Source organism: Salinarimonas sp. NSM (assembly GCF_052380005.1).
Taxonomy (GTDB): domain Bacteria; phylum Pseudomonadota; class Alphaproteobacteria; order Rhizobiales; family Beijerinckiaceae; genus Salinarimonas.
Genome location: NZ_JBQTCJ010000044.1, coordinates 1 through 24,217, shown reverse-complemented (window position 1 = coordinate 24,217; position 24,217 = coordinate 1). Strand labels below are relative to the sequence as shown.

Genomic DNA, 24,217 nt, shown 5'->3' with positions numbered 1-24,217 from the left:
CCTATCGGGCCCCGCCGGCCTCACGCGCGGGAGAGGATAGAGCGCCTTTCGCGCCCGCGCCAACCGGCGCGCCAACCAGCGCGCCGGCCCGCGTGCCGGGTGCGAGCGCGCGCAGTGCGTTGAGGATCGCCGCGACGTCGATCGCCTCCTGCAGGAGCGCGCCCTCGACGGGCGTCAGCCAGCCGAGTGCGGCGGCGATCATCCCGGCGACCGACAGGCCGATCCCGAGCGCGACGCTCTGGAGAGCGATGGCCCGTGTGCGCCGGGCGATGGCGCGCGCCTCGGCGACGGGCTCGAGCCGGTCGACCAGAACCACGGCATCCGCCGCCTGCGCGGAGGCGGCTGCGCCGCGGGCACCCATCGAGATTCCGACGTCGGCCGCCGCGAGGGCGGGCGCGTCGTTGACGCCGTCGCCGAGCATGACGACGGGGCCGTGGGCGCGCTCGCGGATCACGACCGCGACCTTGCCGGCGGGCGTGCACTCGGCGTCGATCGCGTCGATCGGCAGGCCGGCGAGGAGCGCGCGGGCGACGGCCTCGCGGTCGCCGGTGGCCAGCACGAGCCGCGCGAACCCGCCCTCCCCGCGCAGGGCGGCCAGCAGGTCCTCTACGCCCGGCCGCAGCCGATCGGCGAGGACGAGCTCGGCGGCGTCCGCGCCGTCGAGGGCGACGCTCGCCCGCACGGCGCCGGGCGGATCGCCGGCCCGCGCGGGGGCACCCGCGACGCCGACGAGCCGACCCTCGACGCGCCCGGCGAGCCCGTCTCCCGCCGCCTCGACGACATCCGTCGGCGTGGCCAGCGCCAGGCCGCGCGCGCGGGCGGCGGAAACGAGGGCGCGCGCCGCAACATGGCTCGAGGCCTGCTCCAGCGAGGCGGCGAGCCGCAGGATCTCGGCCTCGTCGGCACCGTGGCGCGCGCCGTCGGCAACGAGGATTCGCTGCAGCTCGGGCGTCCCGGCGGTGAGCGTGCCGGTCTTGTCGAGCACGAGCACCCGCGCCGCGGCGAGCCGCTCGAGCGCGCCGCCGCCCTTGACGAGCACGCCCGCCTCCGCCGCGCGCGAGAGCCCCGACACGATCGCGACGGGCACGGCGAGGATCAGCGGGCACGGCGTCGCCACGACGAGCACGGCGAGCGCGCGGATCGGGTCGCCGCTCGCGAGCCAGGCGGTGCCGGCGATCGCCAGCGTGAGGCCGAGGAAGAGAATCGCCCAGCGGTCGGCGAGGCGCGCCATGGGTGCCTTCTCGGCCCGCGCCGCCTCGACGAGCCGCACGATGCCGGCGTAGGTGCTCTCGCTCGCCTCGCGCTCGGCGACCAGATCGAAGGCCTCGCCGAGGTTGCCCGCGCCGCTCAGCGCGCTCGCGCCGGCCTCGAGGCGGATCGGGAGCGGCTCGCCGGTGAGCGCCGATACGTCGAGGAGCGCGGTGGCTCCGGGCGCGACACGCCCGTCGACGGGCAGCGTGTCGCCCTTGCGTACGAGGAGCCTGTCACCGATGCGGACCGCGTCGAGCGTGATCTCGGCGAGCCCGTCGGGTTCGTGGCGCAGGGCGGAGCGCGGCGCGCGCGCGAGGAGCGCCGTCATGCGGCGCCCCGCCCGGCCCTCCGCATAGGCCTCGAGGAACTGCCCGCCGGCGTACATCACCGCGACGACGGCGCCCGCCAGGGGCTCGCCGAGCAGGAGCGCGCCGCCCATCGCCAGAGCGGCGACGATGTCGAGGCCGACGTCTCCCCGGCGCAGGCTGGTGACGATCTCGAGGAGCAGCGCGGCGAGGACGGGCGCCGTCGCGGCGTAGAGCGCCGCGGCCCCCAGCCACGGCGACGTGCCGAACGCCGGCGCGATCAGCCCCGCCGCGAGCCCGCCCGCGGCGATCGCGAGGAGCGCGAAGCGCACGCGCCCGCGCCGCCCCGCGAGGATGTCGCGGAGCGGCGAGAGCCCGCCCTCGGCGGGGAGGGTGGTGGAAACGGGGGAAGGCATCGGGCCACGACCGTTCGGAGGATATCCAGCTCGGAACGGTTCTAGCCTACATCCGTGCCGACGCCTTGCGAAACCTCGAACCGGCACGGACGCGTTCACACGGTGCGCCGGCTCAGCTGGTCCGGCTCAGTTGGCGTCGTCGCCATCCTCGTTCATGGTGAGTGCGACGAAGCGCACCTCGCCGGCGGCGTCGGAGACGAGGAGCAGCGCCGAGCGGCGGCCCTCCGCGCGCAGGGCCTCGATGCGATCCGCCACTTCCCGCGGCGTCGCCACCGGCTCCTGGCCGACCTCCAGGATGACGTCGCCCGCGCGGATCTGCCGCTCGGAGGCGGCCGAGAGCGGCTCGACCTCGGTCACGACCACGCCGTCGACGTCGTCGGCGATCGAGTAGCGCGCGCGCAGCTCGTCGGTGATCTCGGAGAGCTCCATGCCGAGCGCCTGGCGCACCGCGGCGGGCGCGTCCTCGGTCGTCGGCGAGTCCGGCGCGCTCGCCTCCGCGACGCCCTCCTCCTGGAGGCGGGCGATCGTCACGTCGAGCGTCAGGGGGCCGCCGTCGCGGATCACCTCGACGGCGACCTCCTTGCCCACGGGCGTGTTCGCGACGATGCGGGGCAGGTCGCGCGAACTCTCGACGGCGACGCCGTCGAAGCGCACGATCACGTCGCCCATCTCGATGCCGGCCTCCTGGGCCGGCCCGGCCGGATCGACGCCGGCGACCAGCGCGCCGCGCGCCTCGTCGAGGCCGAGCGCGTCCGCCGTCGTCTCGTCGATCGACTGGATGCGCACGCCGAGCCAGCCGCGGCGGGTCTCGCCGAACTCCTGGAGCTGCTCGATGACCGGCAGCGCGGTGGCGGTCGGGATCGAGAAGCCGATGCCGACCGATCCGCCCGTCGGCGACAGGATCGCCGTGTTGATGCCGACGACCTCGCCACGCATGTTGAACAGCGGCCCGCCGGAATTGCCGCGGTTGATGGCCGCGTCCGTCTGGATGTAGTTGTCGTAGGGGCCGCTCGCGATGTCGCGGGCGCGCGCCGAGACGATGCCGGCGGACACCGAGCCGCCGAGCCCGAACGGGTTGCCGATCGCCACGACCCAGTCGCCGATACGCATCTCTTCCGAATCGCCGAAGGGCACGAAGGGCAGCTCGACGTCCGCCTCGATCTTCAGCACGGCGAGGTCGATCGCCGAATCGGTGCCGACGACCTCGGCCTCGTAGGTCGTGCCGTCCGGGAAGACGACCTCGATCTCGTCGGCGTCGCCGATGACGTGGTTGTTCGTGACGATGACGCCCGAAGCGTCGATGACGAAGCCGGAGCCGAGCGAGTTCGAGCGCCGCGGCATGCGTGGGGCGCTCTCGCCGCGGCGGTTGAAGAATTCCTCGAACAGGTCCTCGAAGGGCGTGCCGGGGGGGAGCTGCGGCATGAAGCGCTCCTCCACCTCGGCCGTGGTCGCCGCCTGGATGTTGACGACGGCGGGCATGACGCGGTCGACGAGGTCGGCGAAGCTCTCCGGCGCGTCCGGGAACGGCCGCGGGGCGATCTGCTGGGCGGGCGCGACCTGCGCCGTCTGCGCGAGCGGCGCCGAGAGCGGCGTCGCCGCGAGCGCCGTGGCCGTCGCCGCGAGGACGAGCGTGCGTGCGAGCCCCCGCTCGCCGGATCCGAACGTCCTGCCCGCGCGGGCGGCGAGCCGAGAGACGGCCTCGTACATGAGAAGAACCTCACTTGATGACGGCGACGATCGGCGACCGTGGGCGCCGATCCCGGCGGGAACGTGACGCGAGCCCGCTCGCGCGAAGCTTTCGGAAGGATCGGCCGCGAGCCGGCGCCGGTCAAGTCGGCGCGGGGCCGCGCCCGGCGCCGCCTCGCCCGCCCGCCCGCATCACCCCCGGATCAGCCAGACGATCGCCACGCCGACGATCGCCGAAGCGATGCCGACGAGGCGCATGCGGTCGGCCGGGGTCTCGGCCGCTGCGATCATCGCGCGCTTCACGCCTTCGGGAAAGGCCGCGAACAGGAGGCCCTCGACCGCGAGGACGAGGCCGAGGGCGACGACGAGATCCGTCATGAGGCAGCGATCATGGGAGCGATCATGGACGGCCGATCAGGTTCCGGTGCGAGACGGGTCCCTCACTGCGCCAGCGCCGGGGCGGGCGCCACCGCCGTCGCCGGAACGACGTCCGTGGCGTCCTCGTCCGCCGCCTCCGCGGGGAGCTCGATCGGTGCGGGCACCGAGCCCGTGCCGTCCGCCGGAGCGGCGGGGGCGGCCGGAGCCGCGCTCACCGGGCCGGGAGCGGCGCCGGCGCCGGCGGGCGGCGGCAGCGCGCCCTCTTCGCCCGCGCGCCGGCCCGACGGGTCGGCGAAGAAGCGGAAGAACTCCGAATCCGGCGAGAGCACGATGCGCGTCTCGGCATTCTCGTTACGCATCAGCGCCTGCTCGTAGGCCTGCATCGAGCGGTAGAAGGCGAAGAATTCCGGATCGACGCTGAAGGAGCCGGCGAGGATGCGGTTGCGTTCCGCATCGCCCGCGCCGCGCAGCTCCTCGGCCGTGCGGTTCGCCTCGGCGATGATGACGGTGACGTCGCGATCCGCGCGGGCGCGGATCGAGGCGGCGCGCTGGGCGCCCTGGGCGCGCAGGTCCGCGGCTTCGCGCTCGCGCTCCGTCTGCATGCGGCGGAAGACGGCCTCGGAGTTCGCCGGCGGCAGGTCCACGCGGGTGAGGCGCACGTCGATGATCTCGATGCCGAGCGAATCCGCCTGGCGGTCGACGATCTCCTGGATGCGCAGCATCAGCTCGACACGGTTCGTGCGGATGATCTCCGGGAACGACGCATTGGCGAGCACGTTACGCATCGCGGAGTTGATGAACGACTGGAGCCTGGCACGCGCGTTCTCGATGTTGTTCACCGACTGGTAGAACTGCAGCGGATCGACGATGCGGTAGCGCGAGAAGGCGTCGACCTCGAGGTTCTGCCGGTCGGCGGAGAGCACCGTCTGCGGCGGGATGTCGAGCGACAGCACGCGCTTCTCGACGGGGAGTACCACGTCGATGAAGGGCGCCTTCATGTAGAGGCCGGGCTCGGTGATGACGTTGCGCACCGCGCCGAAGCGCAGCACGACGGCCTGCTCGGTCTCGCGGACGGTGAACAAGGACGCCCAGGCGACGACGATCGCGACGACCAGGACGATGATCGCGCCGAGACGGACGATCGGGTTTCTCATCGCGTGGCTCCCTGGGTGTCGAGGCGGCGCTGGATCTCCGGCAGCGGCAGGTAGGGGACGACGCCGCTGCCGCCGGCGCCGTTCTGGTCGATGAGCACCTTGTCGGTCTGCCCGAAGACGCGCTCCATCGTCTCGAGGAAGAGGCGATCGCGGGTGATCTGCGGCGCGTTCGCGTACTCGGCGTAGATCTGGTTGAAGCGCGAGGCCTGGCCCTCGGCTGCGTTGACGACCTGCTCGCGGTAGGCTTCGGCCTGCTGGACGATCCGCGCGGCCTCGCCTCGCGCCTCCGGCACGACGCGGCTCGCGTAGGTCTCGGCCTCGTTCTGGAGGCGCACCAGGTCCTGCTGAGCGGCGTTGACGTCGAAGAACGCCTCGCGGACCTGCGCCGGCGGCACGGCCGCCTGCAGCTGCACGACGCGCACCAGCACGCCCGCGCCGTACTGCTCGAGCGACTGCTGCATGAGCTGCTCGACCTCGGCGGTGATCTCGCCCTGCTCGGTCGTGAGGATCGCCTGGATGTCGCGCCGGCCGATGACCTCGCGCATCGAGGACTGCGCGATCGAGTCGATCGTGCCCTCGGGATCGGCGATGTTGAAGACGAAGTTCGCCGCGTTGGCGGGATCGATCTGCCACTGCACGTCGAAGTCGATGTCGACGATGTTCTCGTCGCCGGTCAGCATCAGCGACTCGTCGAGGACGTCGCGCTGCTGGCCCTGAGCGACGGATCGGTAGCCCACCTCGGTGCGGTTCACCTGGGTGACGTTTGGCTTGAGCACTTCGCCGATCGGATAGGGAAAGTTGTAGTTCAGGCCCGGCGCCGTCTGGCCGACGAACCGGCCGAAGACGAGGTTGAGGCCGACCTCGTTGGGGCGCACCGTGTAGAAGCCGGTGAGCAGCCACACCGCGAGGACCGCGACGAGAATGAGGGCGATCCCCTTGCCGCCGAGCCCGCTGCCGCCGCCCGGAACGATGTTGCGCAGCCGATCCTGGCTGCGGCGCAGGATCTCCTCGAGGTCCGGCTGGTTGCCGCCGCCGGCAGGGCCGCCGCCTCCGCCGCCGCCCCAGGGGCCTCCCGACCCGCCGCCGCGCTGGCCCCAAGGTCCTCCCGACCCGCCGCCGCTCTGGTTGCTCCAAGGCATGATGCGCCTTTCCCTCTCGTCAGCAACGATGAATAACAGGTTCGACGTGTATTTCCGATCCCGCGGGCGGAGCATCGAATCCTGCCCCGACCCACGACCGCCAAGCCTCACGCCCCGCTTCAGGTGGGTTCTGGCGCGCGCGAAGTCAACCGGAAACGAGCGCCGCGCGGCGCTCTAAATCAATGAAAGCGAAGGCATGTTCGTCGTCCGGGCCCGCGGGGTGGGCCTGGTGTCGCACCTCCCGGAAGGCTCCCGCGTCGTAGCCGGGGAAGACGGCGTCGCCCTCGGGCTCCGCCTCGACCCGCGTCAGATACAATTTCGTCGCGTAGGGCAGCGCCAGCGCATAGACCTCCGCGCCGCCTGCGACCACGATCTCGCTCGAGCCCATGCGCGAGGCGATCGTGTCGGCCATGGCCATCGCCGTGTCGAAGCTCTGCGCGGTGTGCACGCCGGGATGAGCGAAGCCGCGGTCGCGGGTGAGCACGACCGTCTCGCGGCCCGGCAGCGGCTTGCCGATGGACTCGAAGGTCTTGCGGCCCATGATCAGCGGCTTGCCCATCGTGAGCGCCCGAAAGCGCCGCAGGTCGCTGCGCAGGCGCCAGACGAGCTGGTTGTCGCGGCCGATCACGCCGTTGCGCGCGACGGCGGCGACGAGCACGATCGGCCTCACGACGTCGCCTCCGGGACCGGCGCGCCGGAAAGCGCCGCGAGCGGCGCACCCGTCACGCGCATCGTCGTCCACCCGTCGAGCGGGACGGCGCCGATCGTGCGATAGAACGCGATCGACGGCGCGTTCCAGTCGAGCACGCGCCACTCGAGGCGCGCGAGGCCCTCGGCCCCGCAGCGCGCGGCCAGACGGGCGAGCAGCGCCTCGCCGATGCCCCGCCGCCGCGCGCGCTCGCGCACGAAGAGGTCCTCGACGAAGATCCCGTGGCGGCCGCGGAAGGTGGAGAAGGTGTAGAACCACAGCGTGAAGCCGACGGGCTCGCCGTCCCACTCCGCGAAGTCGCAGGACACGCGCGGGCGCTCGCCGAAGAGGGCCTCGTCGAGCATCGCCTCGGTGGCGTCCAGCTCGTGCTCGAGCCGCTCGTAGCGGGCGAGCTCGCGCACGAAGGCGTGGACGAGGGGCGCCTCTCCCGGGCGCGCGGGCCGGATGCGCAAGCTCATGCCGCATCGTCCCCGACGACGGCGACGGCGCGGCGCGACCAGCGATGCTCCGCGAGCGCCTTCAGCAGGCAGTCGGCGCAATCGGCGCGGCTCACCGTGCCGCCCCGGAACCCGGCGAGGTCCTCGACGACGCGGTAGGTGCCCGTGTAGGGCCCGTGCGTCAGCACGACGGGGCGGATGATCGTCCAGTCCCGGTCGCTCGCGCGCAGCATCTCCTCCTGGCGCGTCTTGTCGGCGTAGATGGCGCCCAGCGCGAGCGGCATCGCGAACCTGTCGTAGAGAAGCCCGCCGTGCCCGCGGCTCTCGCCCGAGCCGACGCCGGTGATCACGCCGATGCGCATCACGCCGGTGGCGCGCATCGCGTCGAGGAGCCGCTGCGTCGTCTCCGAGAAGATGGTGACGGGCTTTCCCACGTCGGGCCCGTAGCTGCCGGCGCCCAGGCAATAGGCGACGGCGTCCGCCCGCTCGAGCGCCTCCTCGGCCACGCCCTCGTCGAGGATCGAGCCGGTCACGCGGGTCAGGTTCGCGCTCGCCGCGGGGCCGAGCGAGCGCCCGACCGCCACGACGTGATGTCCCGCGGCGCGGGCCTGCTCCGAGAGCGCCTTGCCGATCCCCCGCGTCGCACCGATGATCGCCAGTCGCATGATCCCCCTGCGGCGGCCGATGCCGCCGGTGTCCTGAGCGCCGCCGGCGCCCGTGCGTCGCGCGCGACGAGGCTCTTCGGCGCGAGATCGTCCGTCCTCTCGGACGTGCGCCCGAGTCGCCGCCGAGCCGCTACGGACGCTACGACGGTCGCACGTGCGTCGCAAGCCGGGCCGCCTTCGCGGCGCCTTTCGGCGTCTTGGTGCGTTGGGATCGGAACGCCACCCCACCACGATCCTCGACGCAGCAGGAGACGACCCATGACCGACCGCCACGGCGCCCATCCGCGGCGAGCCGACTCCCAGGCGGACCCAGCACTCGACCTCGGCGCCGGCGTGCCGCTCGCCGAGATCCCGGACGGCGCGACTCTCGTCGGCGAGGTCGGCGGCGAGCGGGTGCTGCTGGCACGACGCGGGTCCGAGTTCCTCGCCGTGGGAGCGCGCTGCACCCATCTCGGCGGGCCGCTCGGCGAGGGGCTCGTCGTCGAGGACACGGTCCGCTGCCCCTGGCACCACGCCTGCTTCTCGTTGCGCACGGGCCGCGCGCTCGAGGCGCCGGCCTTCGACGCGCTCCCCCGCTACGAGACGCGGACCGTCGACGGGCGCGTCTTCGTCGGCGATCGGCTCGCGCCGGACGCCGGCAAGGGGCTCGACACGAGCGCGGGCGACGGCGTCGAGCGGATCGTCATCGTCGGCGGCGGCGCGGCGGGGTTCGCCGCCGCGGACCTGCTGCGCCGCGAGGGCTTCGCCGGACGCGTGACGATGCTCTCCGAGGACGCCGATCCTCCCTACGATCGCACCATGCTCTCCAAAGGGTTCCTCCAGGGTGCGAAGACGGAGGACGAGCTCGGGATCGCCGGCCCGGAAGGGCTCGACGGCGTCACCGTGCGCCTCTCGACCCGGGTCGCGGCGATCGACCGCGCGGCACGGGAGGTGCGCCTCGCCGACGGCGGCAGCGTCGCCTACGACAAGCTCCTCCTCGCCACCGGTGGCGCACCGAAGCTGCCCGACATGCCCGGCGCGGACCACGATGCGGTGCGGCTCCTGCGCTCGCTTGACGACGCCCGCGCCATCGTCGCCCGGCTGCGCGAGGGCGCGCGGGTCGTCGTGATGGGCGCGAGCTTCATCGGCATGGAGACGGCGGCGGCGCTGGCCCAGCGCGGCTGCGCCGTGACGATCGTGGCGCCGCGGGAGAAGCCGATGGCCGGGGTGTTCGGCGAGGCCTTCTCCGACATGCTCCGCGCGCTCCACGAGGAGAACGGCGTCGACTTCCGGCTCGGGCGCGAGGTCGCCGCCTTCTCCGAGGGCGAGGCGGTCCTCGACGACGGGACGCGGCTGCCGGCCGATCTGGTCCTCGTCGGCATCGGCGTCTCCCCGCGCACCGGCCTCGCCGAGGACGCGGGCCTCGAGGTCGAGGACGGGGTCCGGGTCGACGCGACCATGCGCACGAGCGACCCCGTGATCTGGGCCGCGGGCGACATCGCCCGCTTTCCCGATCCGCAGGGCGCGGCGCCGATCCGCGTCGAGCACTGGGTCGTCGCGCAGCGCCAGGGGCAGACGGCCGCGCTCGCCATGATGGGACGCGTCGCCGCCTACGACGACCCGCCCTTCTTCTGGACGAAGCAGTACGACCTCTCGGTGCGCTACGTCGGGCACGCGGACGCGCCCGCGGAGATCCGCGTCGAAGGCGATCCCGCGGCGCGCGACGCCACCGCGCGCCTCCTCCAGGAGGGCGAGGTGCGCGCGGTCGCCACCGCCGGGCGGAACGCCGATGCGCTCGAGGCGAACGAGGCCTTCCGCCGCTGTTGAGCCGGGGCGCGCCCTCACGCACGCCACACGCCGATACCGGGCGCGCGCGCCGGCCCGCGCGCCTCCGCCGAGAGCCCGTAATGGCGCGCGAGGCGGTCGAGCGCGCGGGCGACGAGCATCTTCGCCGAGCGCGCCGGCCAGCCGCGCTCGCGCTCTATCGTCGCGAGCCCCTTCAGGAAGCCGCAGACGTCGACCAGCAGGTCGAGGTCCTCGCCCCCGAGCGCATCCCCGGCGCGGGCGAGGCGCTGGCGGGCGGCGACGAGCGCCTCGGTCATCGTCTGGCGCTCGCCGGGCGCGCCCCCCGAGCTCGATCCGCCGCCGCCGAAGCGCGACCAGTCGACCGTCACGCCGGGCATGATCCCGGCGATGGTGATGTCGCGCCGCAGCCGCTCCCCCGCCGCCACGGCCGCGGGCGAGAGGAAGGGCGTGCCGTCGCGGCTGCGACGGCTCGCGAGCCAGGCGAGCGGGCTCTCGGCCTGGTTGACCGAGACGCGCCGGGGCGTGCCGTCCACGGGGTCGGGACGCGCTGCGGCGGCGCCGACGCGATGCTGCGCGGCGAAGGGCTCCGTGGGGTCAGCCCCGCGCCGCAGCCAGGCGCGCCCGGCATCGGTCGCCTCGAGGCGGCGCGCGCGGCCGGTGCGCGACCAGCTCGCGAGGTCCGCGGCGACGAGGCGATCCGCGTCGGTGCGCGGGAAGGCACCGGCGCTCAGCGAGACGCCGCGCCGGTCCGCGGAGCCACGCACGACGACGCGCGCCGCGTCGATCGGATCGGTGAATCCGCTCGCGTCGGGTGCGGCGAGCGCCTCCAGCAGGCGCATCGCCGCACGTGCCAGCCGGGTCGATCCCGTGCCCGCCGCACGATGCGCGGCGGACGCGCGCGAGCGGCGTTCCGCGCGAGATCCGGCTGCTTTCCGGGCTCGTTCGTTCGCTTTTTGTTCCATCATCATTTGCCCAACCATCGGTTACCAATCCTCGCTCTCGCAGCGAGCCTAGGGTGCATCTTTCGGCGGAAATGTCAATGAGGTTGCCAGAACGAAAAAAGAACGTTCTACGGGGCGACCCGACTTGAAGTCGCGCGTTCGGATACGATCCCGGATGGTCGACCGTGCGGCGACGGGCGGATGCGCGCGGCCGTCCGTCATCGCCCGCCCGCCTTCGCGGGCGCGCCTCGCGGAGGCGCGAGCGTCGCGGCACGCACCAGCCGTCACCCCGACCTCGGCGACTCACCGTTGCGAGGGGCGGCGTCGGCGGCGCTGCTGGCCGAGGCCCATTTCCTTGGCGAGGTCGGAGCGGGCGCGGGCGTAGTTCGGTGCGACCATGGGATAGTCGTTCGGCAGGCCCCACTTCTCCCGGTACTGCTCGGGCGTGAGACCGTAGCGCGTGCGCAGGTGGCGCTTGAGCGACTTGAACTTCTTGCCGTCCTCCAGGCAGACGATGAAGTCGGGCATGACGGACCGGCGGACCGGGACGGCCGGCTGGAGCGGCTCGGCGCGCGCGACCTCCTTGGGCCGGCCGAGCCCGGCCACCGCGGAGTGCACCTGCGCGATGAGGCCCGGCAGATCCTGCGCCGGCAGGGAATTGTTGGCCACGTAGGACGCCACCACCGCTGCCGTCACCGCCACATGGTCCACGGTCGTCGTGTCTTCGCTCATGTCGGCACCGCTCCTGAACCCCGACGCCCCGCGACCGCCGCGCGGCCCCCGGGGCCGTCGATGCGCACGCGTAACCCCCCGAGCTGCGCGCGCGCATCGACACCCATTCTCGTGTCAACCGATATTGCATCGGTTTCGATTGAGCAACCGAGCGTCCACGCTTTCTCTCGGGACGCTACACATGGGAAAGTCACGGCCGGTCCGGCGGCCGTCGCCGACGACGCGGGAGGCGGCACGGAGCGTCGCCGACCGTGCGTCTCACCGCGGCGCGTCGTCGCCGGTCCCGTCCACGGCGTGCTCGCCGGGTTTCGGCACGAGGCCGTAGGGTGCGACGAGGCGCCAGACGTGCGCGGGGATCATCGCGCGCATGCGCCGCGGCCGGGCGCGGCGCAGGTGGAGGACGGTCTCCGCCGCCTTCATCTCGACCCGGGCGCGGGCGAACTCGAGCCCGCGCGGCCCGACGCGCGGCTGCAGCCAGGCGACGATCGGGCGCGCCCAATCGGGCATGGCGCGCAGCGGCAGGCCTCCGGCGGCCCGCGCGACGTTGGCGATGAATCCCTTCACCGCGCTCACGCGCGCGCCTTTCGCGCCGCAGGCCTCGAGCACGATCTCGTCGCCCAGGAGGGAGACCAGCTCCTCGCCCCGTTCGTTGCGCACGATCAGCCATTGCCGCCCCTCGCCGCCCATGTAGCCGACGGTCACGTCCGCGAGCACGTTGGTGTAGTCGACGCAGGTGCGGCAGGTGAGCGGGAAGAAGTCCGACGGCAGCTTCGAGATCGGGAGCTTCAGGAACGGCACGGTGCGCACGCGCCCGTCATCGTGACGGATCTCGACGCGGTAGTCCGCCCGGAACTCGAGGTAGGAGATCGTCTGCGGCGCCTCGTCGAGGAGCGCGAGGAACGCGTGGAAGCGCTCGGTCGTGGTGTTGTCCGAGCACGGCGTGCCGATGACCCAGATCCGCTCGAACCCGAGCTCGGCCTCGAGCGCGCGCAGAGCGTAGACCTGGCAGGGGATGCCGATCACCGCGAGGCGCGAGATCCCCCGCGCCCGCGCCGGCTCGAGCAGGGAGAGGAGCGGCGCGAAGCCCATGCGCATGCCGCGGCAGCCCGCGAGGTCGGCGGGGTCGGTGACCAGCACCGGCACGGGCCGCCAGCGGTCCCGAGGGTCCGGCGCCATGGTGAGGACGGCCTCGACCGCTCCCGTCTCGAGCAGGCGCTCGGCGATGCGGGTCGTGATCCCCGTCCACTGCGCGCCGTCGCGGGGCTCGCGCAGCGCCGCCCGCGCCATGCGGCGGAACGGGCCGAAATGCAGCTCGTCCGGACGCGCCGGGTCGCGGGCGCGGCCGTGGACGCGCGCCTCGAGACGCTCGTAGTCCGGGGCGATGAACTGGCAGGCGCGCCCGCACCGCTTCGGGTCCGAGCTGCGCGAGATCCCGCAATCCGTGCACAGGTCGCGGCGCGGCGGCGCGCCCTCGGCGCCGTGCGGCGGTTGCGTCGCCAGGCGTCCCGCCACGCCGATGCCGCCGTCGTCCAATTCCGCTTCCTCCCTCGACACCTGCGGCGGCCGCCTGCGTGAGGCGCCGCACACCGAATTGTGAGGTTAGCGGCGCCGCGAGAGGTCGTCCGCTTCGCAGGATTGCGGATGAGCGCATTCCATTAGCCGGCTATGCACGTGACTTGACGTTTAAATCTGCGATTGGTTGCAGTGTTCCGATCCGCGCTCTACCGTGTCGAGGATTCGACGGTCCTTCGCGCCCACCGCCGAGCGTGCCCCTATGTCTCGAACCCGACGCGAGAGCGCGCGTTTTTGCGCACCCAAACTTACGTTGAGTAAGTCGCGTAGAACGCCGAACCGATTTGCGTCGCGCCCAGCTAAGGTCTATCACGGCACGGCACAACGGCTCGAAAACGAGTGAAGGCGGGAGCGGACATGGCGCGGAGAACTTACAAGAATCGTTGCTTGGCTTTCCTTCCAGAAGCCGACCTCGAGCGCCTTGAACGTCGCCTCACGCCCATGTCGTTCGAGATCGGGGACGTCCTGATGGAGGCCGATGCGCCGATCCATCGGATTATTTTCCTAGAATCCGGATTGGTATCCTACGTCACCGTCATGGAGGACGGCGCCTCCATCGAGAGCCTCACCATCGGCCCCGACAGCGCCGTCGGGCTCATGGGCGGTGTCGGCGCCCCCCGGTCGCTGCGCCAGGCGATCATGCACGTCGAAGGCGAAGGCTTCGCCATCCCGACGGCGGATCTGCTCGCCGCCTGCGAGGAGAGCCCGGCGATCCGCGACATGGCGGTGAGGGCCAACATGGTCACCACGGGAAAGCTGCTGCAGAGCGTCGCCTGCAACGCCAAGCACGGTCTGGAGCAGCGCTTCGCCCGCCGTCTTCTCGCCTGCTCGGACGCGAGCAGCGCGAAGCGCTTCGCGCTGACCCAGGAGCAGATCGCCGACACGCTCGGCGTGCGCCGCACGAGCGTGACCGCGGCCGCGCGCACGCTCAAGAACGAGGGCCTCATCGCCTATCGCCACGGGCGCATCTGGGTGGAGGACGCCGCCGGCCTGGACGCGCGCGCCTGCGAGTGCCGCGCCGCGATCCGCACCGAGCTGGAGGCGCTCCTTCCCCGGCGCGAGCTGCCCGAGCCGCGCGCCAAGGCGGGATGACGGGGGCGTTAAGGAGCGCTTAGGGAGAGGCCGGTACAAGGACCCGGAATTACGCAAGGTAAGTCTAGTAGATGGGTTACGAGTGCGGCATTCCGCAGGCCCACCCCGCGCATTCCGCGCGTGTTCGGGCGAGAGCTCGCGCGTGCCGGCGGCCGGTCGATACGCAATGTCGAAAAACCACCATTATGCTCCCCGGTTGCGGGGCGACGCCGCCGCGAGCCCGACGATCCCCGAGCCCGACGATCCCCGAACCCGTGTCGGTCCGTTCATGAGCGAGCCGGGCCTCACGCGCCTTCTCTACCACAGCCGCATGGCGGCCGGCCTCGATGCGGCCGCGCGCGCCCGCCTCGTCTCGACGAGCCGGCGACACAACGAGGCGCTGGGCCTGCGGGGCGGGCTCGTGCTCTATCGCGGCGTCTTCATACAGGCGCTCGAAGGCGAATCCGAGGCGGTCGGCGAGCTCTTCCGGCGCCTGCTCGTCGATCCGCGCCACCATGCGGTGACGCTCGTCGCGATCGGCCCGGTCGAGACGCATGCGCTGCCGCCGGTGAGCCTCGCCATGCTGGAGGACGAGGACACCATCGAGGACCTGCTCGCCCGCCGCGCGGCCCGCCCGCCCTTCGACCCCGGCACGCTCGACGCGGTCGCCATGACGGCGCTCGTGCACGACGCCTCCCTCGCCAAGACGTTCTTCCTGGACTGACGTTCTTCCTGGACTGACGTTCTTCCTGGACTGGCGTTCTGCCACGACGGAGCCGGGCGACGGCCGCACCGTGCGACGCGGGGCGCACGCCCCAACCGCCAGGGAGCGGGCGGCGATCGGCCCCCGCTTGCGCACTGTCGCCCGAACGCTGCCCGACGCGGGTCCGCCCCGCATCGGGATTCGCACGGAGCCGAACGGGCCTTGCCCATCGTGTAAATTAGTCTATTCTAATGTTCTCATCCTAACGGAGTTTCCGCCATGACCCTCGACCGCGCCGTTCTCGCCTTCGCCGGCTTCATGATCCTCGTCTCGCTCGCCCTGACGGCGACGGTCTCGCCGCACTTCGTCTGGCTCACCGCCTTCGTGGGCGCGAACCTGATCCAGTCGGCCTTCACCGGCTTCTGCCCCGCCGCGATGATCCTGCGCCGCCTCGGGCTGCGCCCCGGGCCGGCGTTCTGAGCCCCCGTCGGCGATCACGCGCCGGAGCCCGTCACGGGCGCCGTGGTGGAAGCGTTCCCGGCAGGCGGGCCTCGACGAGCGCCTCGATGCCGTCCGCGAGGCCGTGGGCGAGCCCGGGTCGCTGCGCGGGCGAGGCCGCCAGGAACCCGTCGAGCGCCGCCTCCCACCCGTAGGGCGCCTCGAGGCCCATCACGCGCACGTGCGCCGCGAGCCGCTTCTCGCCGGGGTGGAGCGCGCGGTTCGCGGCGAAGAGCATGTCGAACCACGAGGCCAGGAACGCGGCGGCGCGGTGGTTGCTCGCCACCGCGTCCTCCCGCGCGCCGGCGAGCGTCAGCTGCTCCAGGAACGAGCAGCGCGCGCCGCGCAGCATCGGCGCATTGTGCGCGCAGATCGCCCGCGCCAGCGCCTCCGGATAGGGCGCGCGCGCCCGTGCCCGCAGCGTCGCGAACCAGCCGTCGGGGTCCGCGAGCGGGCGCGCGTGCGCGACATTGTAGACGAGGCAGGTCGACCAACCGAGGCTCGGCTCGGCCCGCTCCATGGCGGCGGCGATGCGGTCCGCGATCCAGGCGGGATCGCGGTACATGACGTCGAGCCCGATCCCCGCCCGATCGAGCCACTCGTCGCCGGTCTCGAAATAGCGGTTGTCGACCTCCTCCGTGCCCGGCACCGCGCGATCCGCGACGAGGGCGCGGCGCGCGTCGACGGCCGGGTGCGGGTCCGCGTAGACGTAGAGATCGAGATCCGAGAGCGCGTCCGCGACGGCCTCCCCGCCCCCGGACGCCCGCGAGCCGCCCAGCGCCACGGCGCGAACGCCGGGCTCCAGGGCGAGGCGATCCGCGACGGCGCGGGCGACGGCCTCGGCCTCGTCGGCGGTCATGGGGCGGGTTCGTGTGCCGGGCTCGGGCGCAGTGGGTCGGGGCATGCCGGGCTCCAATTCCATGCGGCGGCAGGGAGGGTTGCCGTGGTCGCCGGAGGCAACGCCCGGGCGCTCGCACCGATCCGCGCGATCAGGCGCGCGCTTTCACCCCGAGTCGCGAAGCGGGCCCGGGGTCCGGATCCACAGGGGCGTGGTCAGCGTGCGCGCAAGCGCGCGTCCACGCAACGCCGATGGACGCGTCGTCCGCCGCGGCGTGTGCACGGCGCTCTTCGAAGCGCTGTGGTTCTGGGTCCCGGAGTGCCTTCGGCATCCGGGATGACGACGTGTACTTCGGAGAAGAAGAGTGGCGCGCCCGAAAGGATTCGAACCTCTGACCCCCAGATTCGTAGTCTGGTGCTCTATCCAGCTGAGCTACGGGCGCCTGCCGTCGCGGCGATCGCTGTGCGTCGTCGCGAGGCCGGTGGAATAGGAAATCCCAGCGGGCTTGGCAAGCGGGTTTTCGCTTCCGGACGCACTTTTTTCGGGTCGACGGCGCCTCCCCTCACCGATCTCGTGCTTCGGCACGGGTCAGGCGCCGTCGCGGGGACGATCGGGGATCTCGATGCGGAAGGCGGCGCCCGTCAGCGTCCCGGCGGGGTCGCTCCCGTGGACGATGCGGCCCCCGTGCAGACGCACGATCTCGGCGCAGATGGCGAGGCCGAGCCCGGTGCCGGAGGCGCGGGCGGCGCCCTTGAACGGCTCGTACAGGTGCTCGCGCGCCTTCGCCGGCAGTCCGGGTCCCGAATCGCAGACGTCGACGACGCATCCGCCGTCCCCCCGGCGCGCCGTGATGCGCAGGACGCGCGACCGCGCGGGCATGCGCGCCATCGCCTGGACGGCGTTGCGGGCGAGGTTGACGAGGACGCGGGCGAGCTGCTCGCGGTCGGCGTCGATCGTCACGTCGGGCGCGACGTCGAGCTCGAGCCGCGCGAGGTCCTCCGCGGGGGCGGCGCCGTCCGGAGGGGCGAGCCCGGGGACGGCGTAGAGATCGGAGAGAATCTCGACGAGCGGCAGCACGCGCCGGCGCGGCGCCGGCTCCACCGCGCGGCCGTAGGCGAGGGTCGCCTCCGAGAAATCGACGGCGCGCTGGAGCGTGCCGATCAGACGCGGCGCGATGCGCTGGACGGTGGGGTCCTCCACGTCGGCGAGGCGATCGGAAATCAGCTGCGCCGAGGCGAGCATGTTGCGCAGGTCGTGGTTGATCTTGGCGACGCCGAGCCCGAGCTCGGCGAGCCGGCGCTTGGCGCGCAGCTCCTGCGCGAGCGCGCGCTCGGTGCGCTCCAGCGCCCGCTCCGCGGTGCCGATCTCGTCCGTGCGCCGGCTCGGCGCGATGATGCGCGAGGCGTCCTCCGGCTCCTCCGAGAACCGCTCGAGATTGGCCGAGAGCCGACGCACGGGGCGCACGATCACCGCCTGGAGCGAGAGGTAGACGAGCCCCGCCGTGATGCCGGAGATGATCAGCGAGAGGATCAGGATGTTGCGCGAGAAGGCGAAGAGCGCCTCGCGCAGCGGCGCGGGGTCGATGACGATCTCGACGAAATCGATCTCCGCGGCGTTCGGCCCGGTTCCGTCACCGACGACGCGCATCATCCCGGGATCGCGGCCGACCAGGGTGGCGAAGGCCGCGGGGATGGCCTCGAGCGGCGATTGCGTGCGCAGGTCCACCGTGCGGGCGATCTCGGGCGGCATGCCGACGTCGACGGCGAGCAGCCGGCGCGTGCCCCCGCCGCGCACGGCGACGAGCTCGGCCCCGACGCCCGCCAGCAGCTTCTCCTGGAGGCCGGGCATGTCGGCGTCGCCGGCATCGAGGACGAGCGCCGCGATCTGCGCCGCCGCGAGCCGATCCGAAAGCCAGCTGCGCTGGAAGTTGGCGACCGAGGGCACGTAGATGAGCACCTCGGCCAGCATAACGAAGGCGATGGTGAGGACGAGGAGGCGGCCGGAGAGGCCCACGACCGGCCGCCGTGGGCGCACCGCCGCGGCCGCGGACACGGCCGCCTCGGGCAGGATCGCGTCCTGCACGATACCCTCCTTCACCAGCCCGCGGGTCGGTTCGGCGATGGTCGCGTCGTCCATCGGGCCTCCAGTCCCGCCCCTAGCCCAGCCGTCGCATCAGCCGCCGCCAGCGCTGGACCCACGGGTTCGTCGCGAGCGGCCGCAGGTCCTCGACGGCGGCGCGCTTCGTCAGCTCCGAGTAGGTCGGGTACGGCATCACGATCCCCGCGAGGTCCCGCGCCTTCAGGCCCTTGGCGAGGGCGAGCGTCCAGGGCGCGATCAGCTCGCCCGCGTGCGGGGCCGCGATGGCGCAGCCGAGCACGCGCCCGTCGCGCGCGACGAAGGCCTTGATCAGGCCGTGCGGGCGACGCTCGGCCTTGGCCCGGTCCAGCTCGCCGACCGGCCAGCGCAGGATACGAGCCTTCGCGTCCCGGCGAAAGGCCTCCTCCTCGGAAAGCCCGACGCTCGCGATCTCGGGGTCGGTGTAGGTCACGCGCGGGATCGCCGCCGGATCGAGCCTGGCCGGGATGCGGAAGAGCGCGTCGCGCACGACGAGCGAGGCGTGCTGGCTCGCCGCGTGGGTGAAGCGCAGATCGCCCGTCCCGCCGCGCGCGCAGTCGCCGATGGCGTAGATTCGGCGGTTCGAGGTGCGCAGCCGCGTATCCACCCGGATGCCGGCGGCGTCGTGGACGACCCCCGCCGCCTCGAGCCCGAGATCGTCTACCGTGGGGCGGCGCCCCGTGGCGACGAGCAGGTGCGAGCCCTCGACCACCGTCTCCGGGGCCCCCTCCCCCGCCCGCACGCGCAGGCGCACGCCGCCTTCGACCGCCTCGGCGGCGAGAATTGCGATTCCCTCGCGAACATCGACCCCCTCGGCGCGCAGGGCGCCCACCGCGACCGCCGCGACCTCGCGGTCCTGCCCCGCCAGCGCCGGGCCGCTCGAGAGGACGACGACCTCGGCCCCGAGCCGGCGATGGGCCTGGGCGAGCTCCATGCCGACCGGGCCGGCCCCGATCACCAGCAGGCGCCGCGGGCGCTCGGTGAGGTCGAAGACCGTCTCGTTGGTGAGATGCGGCGTCTGCGCGAGGCCGGGTATGTCGGGCACGAGGGGGCGCGACCCGGTGGCGAGGACGAAGCGCCCGGCGCGCACCCGCGTGCCGCCGGCCTCGAGCGTCGTGCGATCGACGAAGCGGGCGTGCTCCGCGAGCACAGTGACGCCCATGGCGCGATAGCGCTCGACCGAGTCGTTGGGCGCAATTTCGGCGATCACCGCGCGGACATGAGCACGCAGCCGTTCGTAGTCCACCTCCGGCACCTGCGCGACGACGCCGAAGGGCGCGCCGGCGCGAACCGCGTGGGCATGGGCTGCTGCGGCGATGACGGATTTCGAGGGAACGCAGCCGGTGTGGAGGCACTCGCCGCCCATCCCGCCGATCGCCGTGCCGCCGCTCTGAGCGGCCTTCTCCACCAGGACGACGGACGCGTCCAGGGACGCGGCGACGGCGGCGACGGACAAACCCGCGGCCCCCGCGCCGACGACGCACAGATCGGGCTCGAGCATGTCGGTCATGGCGGTCCTCGCTCCCGCTGTCGCACGCGTCCGGGTCCCTGGCAAGGGCGGTGCGCGGACGAATCATCTGTCGGCCACCCCGGGACGCACGCGTCCGAAATGCAAATTAGCGAACATGGTACAATAAAGGTGGTCACCTGCACGTCGATCGAGAAGAAGACGCGTGGTCTCCGCTCGTGGTAATCACGTAACGCGCTCCAGCGGCGGCGCGGATGGGAACACAATTTCTGACGAATATTTCAGGGCGCCGACGTTTCAATAAACCTATGTTAGGCACGCGGTAATTGTGCTCACGACCGATTGGGCGAAGGTGCGCGCAGACGCTGTGGTTCCCATTCGACATGGCGGCGGGGATGGGGCGATTGCATGACCATTCGGCGACACAGGGCGGCATCCCTCGGCATGCGGACGCAAGCCGTTCACCTGCAATGATTTCGCGCGCTGTTCATGCTCGCGCGCGCTGCACGCCGGCTGTCGCGCGAGCGTAGCGGTCCCGACCGAAGCGGTGCAAATATTCCATTCACCGGATTGGCCTTAACGCACGATATGCCCGCGAAACCCTGCATTCTCCCAAGGCGCCAAACCGCCGTCGGCGCCCTTATGCATCTGCATTTGTAGGACTTTCGGCATCTCTCGTGGATTTTTGCGCAACTCCGTAGACGTCGCGTTCTTCTATCCACGACCCCGCCCGGCGCCGCACCCGACGCAGGATTTCTCACGCACTTCCATTTACAGGCACGGAAAAAACGCATATCTCGTTAGACACACTCAACCCGAGATCACTGGAAGACCATGTCAACTCGTTGCCCCACCGATATCGACCGCTTCGTCGGTCAGCGCATCCGCCTGGCGCGCCGCATCGCCAAGATGAGCCAGCAGAAGCTTGGCGAGCAGATCGGCGTGACCTATCAGCAGATCCAGAAGTACGAGAACGGGACCGACCGCATCGGGGCCGGGCGCCTGCACCAGGTGTCCCTCTCCACCGAGCAGCCGATCGAGTTCTTCTTCTCGTTCGGCGAGGAGGTCGAGGCCAAGCAGAGCGACCGGCAGGACATCCTGGCCGACGACGGCGTGCAGCGCCTGATCGTCTCCGCCTCGAAGATCCGGTCGCGCAAGCTCCTCGACAATCTCGCCCAGATCGCCGAGACCTTCGCCACCGCCGAGGTCGCCGAGGCGCCGAAGGCCTGATCCCGCGTCCTGCGCGGCTCCACGACGCGCGGGGGGCACGGCCCTCCGCGCGCCGCGACGCACCTCTCCGGTCTTCTCGCGCGAGAACGGAGACGCACAGCAATGATCGCCTTCCACGACGCCCGCTCGGCAGCCCACGATCCGGACACCTACTTCCGGCGCGGCGCGATGGTGGCGCATCCCGAGCAGGCCTCCCGCTACGAGATCCTGCGCGACGCGATCGCCGGGCGCCACAGCCTCGCGGCTCCCGCCGAGCACGGCGAGGCGCCGATCCTCGCGGTCCACGACGAGGGCTACGTCCGCTTTCTCGCGGACGCCTGGAGCCGGCGCGCCGAGCTCCCCGGCACCGTCGACGAGGTGCTCTCCGGCCATTTCGCCCGCCCCCAAATGAGCCGCCGCCCCGAGGGAATGCTCGGGCTGATCGGCTACTACACCGCCGACACCTCGACACCGATTCGCGCCGGCACGTGGGATGCGGTGCGGGCGGGCGCCCAGCTCGCGACGAGCGCCGCGGACGCCGCGCTCGCTCACGGGCGCGCCTACGCGCTCTGCCGCCCGCCGGGCCACCACGCCTATGCCGACTCCGCCGGCGGCTTCTGCTTCATCAACAACACGGCCGTGGCCGCACAGCGCCTGCGCGAGACGCACGGCCGTGTCGCCATCCTGGATATCGACGTCCACCACGGCAACGGGACCCAGGGGATTTTTTACACACGTGGTGATATCCTCACCGTATCGATCCACGCCGACCCCGCCGACTACTTCCCCTATTTCGCGGGCTACGCGGGCGAGACGGGCGCGGGCGACGGAACGGGCTTCAACCGAAACCTGCCCCTCGCCCACGGCTCGGGAGACGCCCCCTGGCTCGCGACGCTCGGCGAGGCGCTCGACGGCATCGCGCGCTTCTCACCCGGCGCGCTCGTCGTCGCGCTCGGCCTGGACGCCGCCGAGGACGACCCGATCGGCGCGCTCCGCGTCACCACCGACGGCTTCGCCCGCGCCGCCGAGACGATCGCCGCGGCACGCCTGCCCACCGCGATCGTCCAGGAGGGCGGGTATCTCTGCGAGGCGCTGCCGCGCAACCTCTCCGCCTTCCTCGACGCCTTCGACGCGGCCGCGGCCTGAGCCCGCTCAGAGCCCGGTCGCCCCCATCAGCCAGGCCGTGGTCTGCCGATCGGCGCCGACCGGGATCGAGAACACGACGGGCGTCTCGTAGGGGTGGACCTCGCGGATCGTCGCGCCGACCGCCTCCTCGAGGCCGCGGCGCGTCTTCACCAGCCCGATGATCTCGGTCGCCTCCTCGACCGCGCCCTGCCAGGCGTAGACGCTGCGCATGCCGGGGATCAGGTTGACGCAGGCAGCGAGACCGCCCTCGACGAGGGCGCGCGCGACGGCGGCCGCCGCCGCCTCGTCGGGAAAGGTCGTGTAGACGAACAGCGGCTCATCCATGCTATGGCTCCTGTCGAACGCGTGTGTGCCACGAGGGCGATAGGTGCCGCATCCCGATGACCCGTGACAAGACGATCGCCTTCGTCGCGAGCGAGCATCCCGAGGCGCAGGCCGCCGCCGAGCGGCTGCGCGCGCGCTATCGCAACGTGCCGGCCCGGGAGGCGGACGTCGTCGTCGCGCTCGGCGGCGACGGGCTGATGCTGCAGACGCTGCACCTGTTCATGGGCGTCGAGAAGCCGATATACGGGATGAACCGCGGCTCGGTCGGCTTCCTGATGAACGACTATCGGGAGGACGCGCTGATGGAGCGCCTCGCCGCCGCCCAGCGCGCGGTGGTGCACCCGCTCCTGATGACGGCGCTCGACACGCAGGGACGCACCCACACCGCGCGGGCGATCAACGAGGTCTCGATGCTGCGCCAGACGCATCAGGCCGCGAAGCTGATCATCGCGGTCGACGGCAAGGTGCGCATGCCGGAGCTCATCGCCGACGGCCTGCTCGTGGCGACGCCGGCGGGCTCGACCGCCTACAACTTCTCAACCGGCGGGCCGATCCTGCCGCTGAACGCGCCGCTCCTCGCGCTCACCCCGATCTCCGCCTTCCGTCCCCGGCGCTGGCGCGGGGCGCTGCTGCCCGACCACGCGCGGGTGACGATCGAGGTGAAGGAGGCGGAGCTGCGCCCCGTCGCGGCGGTCGCCGACCACACCGAGTTCCGCCGCGTCGTGCGCGTGGAGGCCTCGCTCGACCGCACGGTCGACCTCGTCATGCTGCACGATCCCGGGCACGGCCTCGACGAGCGCATCCTGCGCGAGCAGTTCGGGCCGTGAGCGGAAAATCCGAGGCGTCGACGCGGAGAGAGCCGAGATGCGGATCGCCTTCGAGAACCTGAGCTTCATCGTCGCCGAGGACGACCCGTTCTGGCGCCGGCTCGTCCTCGCGTGGCTCGACGCGTTCGGCGCGCGCTCCGTGCGCGACACGGCCGACGGCGCGCGGGCGCTGGCGCTGATGCGCGAGGCGCCCGCGGACGTCGTCGTCACCGACTGGGAGATGCCCGGCCTCGACGGCCTCGCGCTGACACGGGCGCTGCGCGACCGAACGGCGAGCCCGAACGCCTTCGTTCCGATCCTGATGCTCACCGCCTACGGCGAGCGCGGGCGGGTGATGCGGGCCATGCGCGCGGGCGTGAGCGGCTACCTCGTCAAGCCGGTGACCCCGCGCGCCTTCTACGAGCGCCTGCTCGCCGTGCTCGCCGACACCCGCCCCTTCGTGGCGACGCCGCACTACTTCGGGCCGGACCGCAGCCGCCCGCAGGCGCTCGTCCTGCCGCAGGAAGGGTGAGCCATGCGGATCATTCCCGCCCCGCCGAAGGTCGGTACGTCGGCACGCGAGGCCTCCCGGGAGCCCGCGGACGACGCACGATCCGCGGCGCCACGCGCACGGCGGGAGACGGTGCCGGTCCCGACCGACCTGCGCGAGCGCGCGCTCGCCTTCGACGCGGGCTACGAGGACGCGCTCTCGGCCTGCGTCGCGCGGGCCGAGGCCGCCGAGGCGCGGGTGCGGGCCGAGGCCGGCGACGTGCTGGCGACGGAGGCCGCCCGCTGCGCCGGTGTCGCCGACGGCTTCGCACCGGGGGACGCTGCCTGCCGCGCCCGCTGCCTGCGCGCCGCCCACCGCC

Annotated in this window: 24 protein-coding genes and 1 tRNA gene; 9 read left to right on the top strand and 16 right to left on the bottom strand. The window is 72.5% G+C overall.

Annotation, left to right across the window (positions count from 1 at the left end; all coding sequences use genetic code 11):
* Position 1: 1 nt before the first annotated feature.
* From ACTZWW_RS15665 to ACTZWW_RS15630, 8 genes are all read right to left on the bottom strand, one after another.
* The gene (locus ACTZWW_RS15665) at positions 2 to 1,972 is read right to left on the bottom strand and encodes a heavy metal translocating P-type ATPase (protein WP_444781901.1); all 1,971 of its coding nucleotides are present in this window, start codon (positions 1,970 to 1,972) and stop codon (positions 2 to 4) included.
* A 126-nt stretch (positions 1,973 to 2,098) separates the two neighbouring features.
* Complete coding sequence (locus ACTZWW_RS15660) at positions 2,099 to 3,679, bottom strand: DegQ family serine endoprotease (RefSeq protein WP_444781900.1); 1,581 nt, start codon at positions 3,677 to 3,679, stop codon at positions 2,099 to 2,101.
* Between the two features lie 171 nt (positions 3,680 to 3,850).
* Positions 3,851 to 4,036, bottom strand: coding sequence for a DUF2065 domain-containing protein (locus ACTZWW_RS15655; protein ID WP_029029209.1), 186 nt, complete (start codon positions 4,034 to 4,036; stop codon positions 3,851 to 3,853).
* A gap of 62 nt (positions 4,037 to 4,098) precedes the next feature.
* On the bottom strand, positions 4,099 to 5,190 hold the full coding sequence (gene hflC, locus ACTZWW_RS15650) for a protease modulator HflC (protein WP_444781899.1): 1,092 nt from the start codon (positions 5,188 to 5,190) through the stop codon (positions 4,099 to 4,101).
* On the bottom strand, positions 5,187 to 6,329 hold the full coding sequence (hflK, locus tag ACTZWW_RS15645; protein WP_444781898.1) for an FtsH protease activity modulator HflK: 1,143 nt from the start codon (positions 6,327 to 6,329) through the stop codon (positions 5,187 to 5,189). The genes hflC and hflK overlap by 4 nt, the downstream gene beginning before the upstream one ends.
* A gap of 145 nt (positions 6,330 to 6,474) precedes the next feature.
* Positions 6,475 to 6,999: a dihydrofolate reductase gene (locus ACTZWW_RS15640; RefSeq protein WP_444781897.1), complete on the bottom strand. Its 525-nt coding sequence runs from the start codon at positions 6,997 to 6,999 to the stop codon at positions 6,475 to 6,477.
* Positions 6,996 to 7,496 carry a GNAT family N-acetyltransferase gene (locus ACTZWW_RS15635; RefSeq protein WP_444781896.1) on the bottom strand — a complete coding sequence of 167 codons (501 nt, stop codon included), beginning with the start codon at positions 7,494 to 7,496 and terminating at the stop codon, positions 6,996 to 6,998. Before ACTZWW_RS15635 ends, ACTZWW_RS15640 begins: the two co-directional genes overlap by 4 nt.
* The gene (locus tag ACTZWW_RS15630; protein WP_444781895.1) at positions 7,493 to 8,140 is read right to left on the bottom strand and encodes an NAD(P)-dependent oxidoreductase; all 648 of its coding nucleotides are present in this window, start codon (positions 8,138 to 8,140) and stop codon (positions 7,493 to 7,495) included. The genes ACTZWW_RS15635 and ACTZWW_RS15630 overlap by 4 nt, the downstream gene beginning before the upstream one ends.
* Positions 8,141 to 8,398: 258 nt before the next feature.
* On the opposite strand from ACTZWW_RS15630, the gene ACTZWW_RS15625 reads away from it, so the two are divergent.
* Positions 8,399 to 9,946: an FAD-dependent oxidoreductase gene (locus tag ACTZWW_RS15625; RefSeq protein WP_444781894.1), complete on the top strand. Its 1,548-nt coding sequence runs from the start codon at positions 8,399 to 8,401 to the stop codon at positions 9,944 to 9,946.
* A 14-nt stretch (positions 9,947 to 9,960) separates the two neighbouring features.
* Here the strand turns inward: ACTZWW_RS15625 and ACTZWW_RS15620 are convergent, their stop codons facing one another.
* The 3 genes from ACTZWW_RS15620 to ACTZWW_RS15610 all read right to left on the bottom strand — a co-directional run bounded on the left by ACTZWW_RS15620 (position 9,961) and on the right by ACTZWW_RS15610 (position 13,110).
* Positions 9,961 to 10,764, bottom strand: a complete 804-nt coding sequence (locus tag ACTZWW_RS15620; protein WP_444781893.1) for a DUF6456 domain-containing protein — start codon at positions 10,762 to 10,764, stop codon at positions 9,961 to 9,963.
* Between the two features lie 405 nt (positions 10,765 to 11,169).
* Positions 11,170 to 11,598: a MucR family transcriptional regulator gene (locus ACTZWW_RS15615; RefSeq protein ID WP_444781892.1), complete on the bottom strand. Its 429-nt coding sequence runs from the start codon at positions 11,596 to 11,598 to the stop codon at positions 11,170 to 11,172.
* A gap of 258 nt (positions 11,599 to 11,856) precedes the next feature.
* A complete protein-coding gene (locus tag ACTZWW_RS15610; RefSeq protein WP_444781922.1) occupies positions 11,857 to 13,110 on the bottom strand; it encodes a Coenzyme F420 hydrogenase/dehydrogenase, beta subunit C-terminal domain in 1,254 nt (417 codons plus the stop codon).
* Between the two features lie 447 nt (positions 13,111 to 13,557).
* Here ACTZWW_RS15610 and ACTZWW_RS15605 point away from each other — a divergent pair, with 447 nt between their 5' ends.
* From ACTZWW_RS15605 to ACTZWW_RS15595, 3 genes are all read left to right on the top strand, one after another.
* Entirely contained in the window at positions 13,558 to 14,262 is a 705-nt protein-coding gene (locus tag ACTZWW_RS15605) for a Crp/Fnr family transcriptional regulator (RefSeq protein WP_444781891.1), read from the top strand.
* Between the two features lie 268 nt (positions 14,263 to 14,530).
* On the top strand, positions 14,531 to 14,965 hold the full coding sequence (locus ACTZWW_RS15600) for a BLUF domain-containing protein (RefSeq protein ID WP_444781890.1): 435 nt from the start codon (positions 14,531 to 14,533) through the stop codon (positions 14,963 to 14,965).
* A gap of 258 nt (positions 14,966 to 15,223) precedes the next feature.
* Complete coding sequence (locus ACTZWW_RS15595; RefSeq protein WP_444781889.1) at positions 15,224 to 15,424, top strand: YgaP family membrane protein; 201 nt, start codon at positions 15,224 to 15,226, stop codon at positions 15,422 to 15,424.
* A 31-nt stretch (positions 15,425 to 15,455) separates the two neighbouring features.
* Here the strand turns inward: ACTZWW_RS15595 and ACTZWW_RS15590 are convergent, their stop codons facing one another.
* From ACTZWW_RS15590 to ACTZWW_RS15575, 4 genes are all read right to left on the bottom strand, one after another.
* The gene (locus ACTZWW_RS15590) at positions 15,456 to 16,301 is read right to left on the bottom strand and encodes a nucleotidyltransferase domain-containing protein (RefSeq protein WP_444781888.1); all 846 of its coding nucleotides are present in this window, start codon (positions 16,299 to 16,301) and stop codon (positions 15,456 to 15,458) included.
* A 344-nt stretch (positions 16,302 to 16,645) separates the two neighbouring features.
* Positions 16,646 to 16,722 (bottom strand) — tRNA-Arg (locus tag ACTZWW_RS15585).
* A gap of 146 nt (positions 16,723 to 16,868) precedes the next feature.
* Positions 16,869 to 18,416, bottom strand: a complete 1,548-nt coding sequence (locus tag ACTZWW_RS15580; protein WP_444781887.1) for a sensor histidine kinase — start codon at positions 18,414 to 18,416, stop codon at positions 16,869 to 16,871.
* Between the two features lie 19 nt (positions 18,417 to 18,435).
* Positions 18,436 to 19,905 (bottom strand): dihydrolipoyl dehydrogenase family protein, encoded by a 1,470-nt coding sequence (locus ACTZWW_RS15575; protein WP_444781886.1) that lies wholly within the window; start codon positions 19,903 to 19,905, stop codon positions 18,436 to 18,438.
* Positions 19,906 to 20,697: 792 nt separating this feature from the next.
* Between ACTZWW_RS15575 and ACTZWW_RS15570 the strand changes: the two genes are divergently transcribed.
* Both ACTZWW_RS15570 and ACTZWW_RS15565 read left to right on the top strand, forming a co-directional pair.
* Positions 20,698 to 21,093, top strand: a complete 396-nt coding sequence (locus ACTZWW_RS15570) for a helix-turn-helix domain-containing protein (RefSeq protein ID WP_444781885.1) — start codon at positions 20,698 to 20,700, stop codon at positions 21,091 to 21,093.
* A 102-nt stretch (positions 21,094 to 21,195) separates the two neighbouring features.
* The gene (locus ACTZWW_RS15565; protein WP_444781884.1) at positions 21,196 to 22,218 is read left to right on the top strand and encodes a histone deacetylase family protein; all 1,023 of its coding nucleotides are present in this window, start codon (positions 21,196 to 21,198) and stop codon (positions 22,216 to 22,218) included.
* Between the two features lie 6 nt (positions 22,219 to 22,224).
* On the opposite strand, the gene cutA is transcribed toward ACTZWW_RS15565, so the two are convergent.
* Positions 22,225 to 22,542 carry a divalent-cation tolerance protein CutA gene (gene cutA / locus ACTZWW_RS15560; RefSeq protein ID WP_444781883.1) on the bottom strand — a complete coding sequence of 106 codons (318 nt, stop codon included), beginning with the start codon at positions 22,540 to 22,542 and terminating at the stop codon, positions 22,225 to 22,227.
* A gap of 56 nt (positions 22,543 to 22,598) precedes the next feature.
* On the opposite strand from cutA, the gene ACTZWW_RS15555 reads away from it, so the two are divergent.
* The 3 genes from ACTZWW_RS15555 to ACTZWW_RS15545 all read left to right on the top strand — a co-directional run.
* Positions 22,599 to 23,369, top strand: a complete 771-nt coding sequence (locus ACTZWW_RS15555) for an NAD kinase (protein ID WP_444781882.1) — start codon at positions 22,599 to 22,601, stop codon at positions 23,367 to 23,369.
* A 37-nt stretch (positions 23,370 to 23,406) separates the two neighbouring features.
* The gene (locus ACTZWW_RS15550) at positions 23,407 to 23,880 is read left to right on the top strand and encodes a response regulator (RefSeq protein ID WP_444781881.1); all 474 of its coding nucleotides are present in this window, start codon (positions 23,407 to 23,409) and stop codon (positions 23,878 to 23,880) included.
* Positions 23,881 to 23,991: 111 nt separating this feature from the next.
* The coding region (locus ACTZWW_RS15545) for a hypothetical protein (RefSeq protein WP_444781880.1) at positions 23,992 to 24,217 on the top strand (226 nt) is incomplete at its 3' end.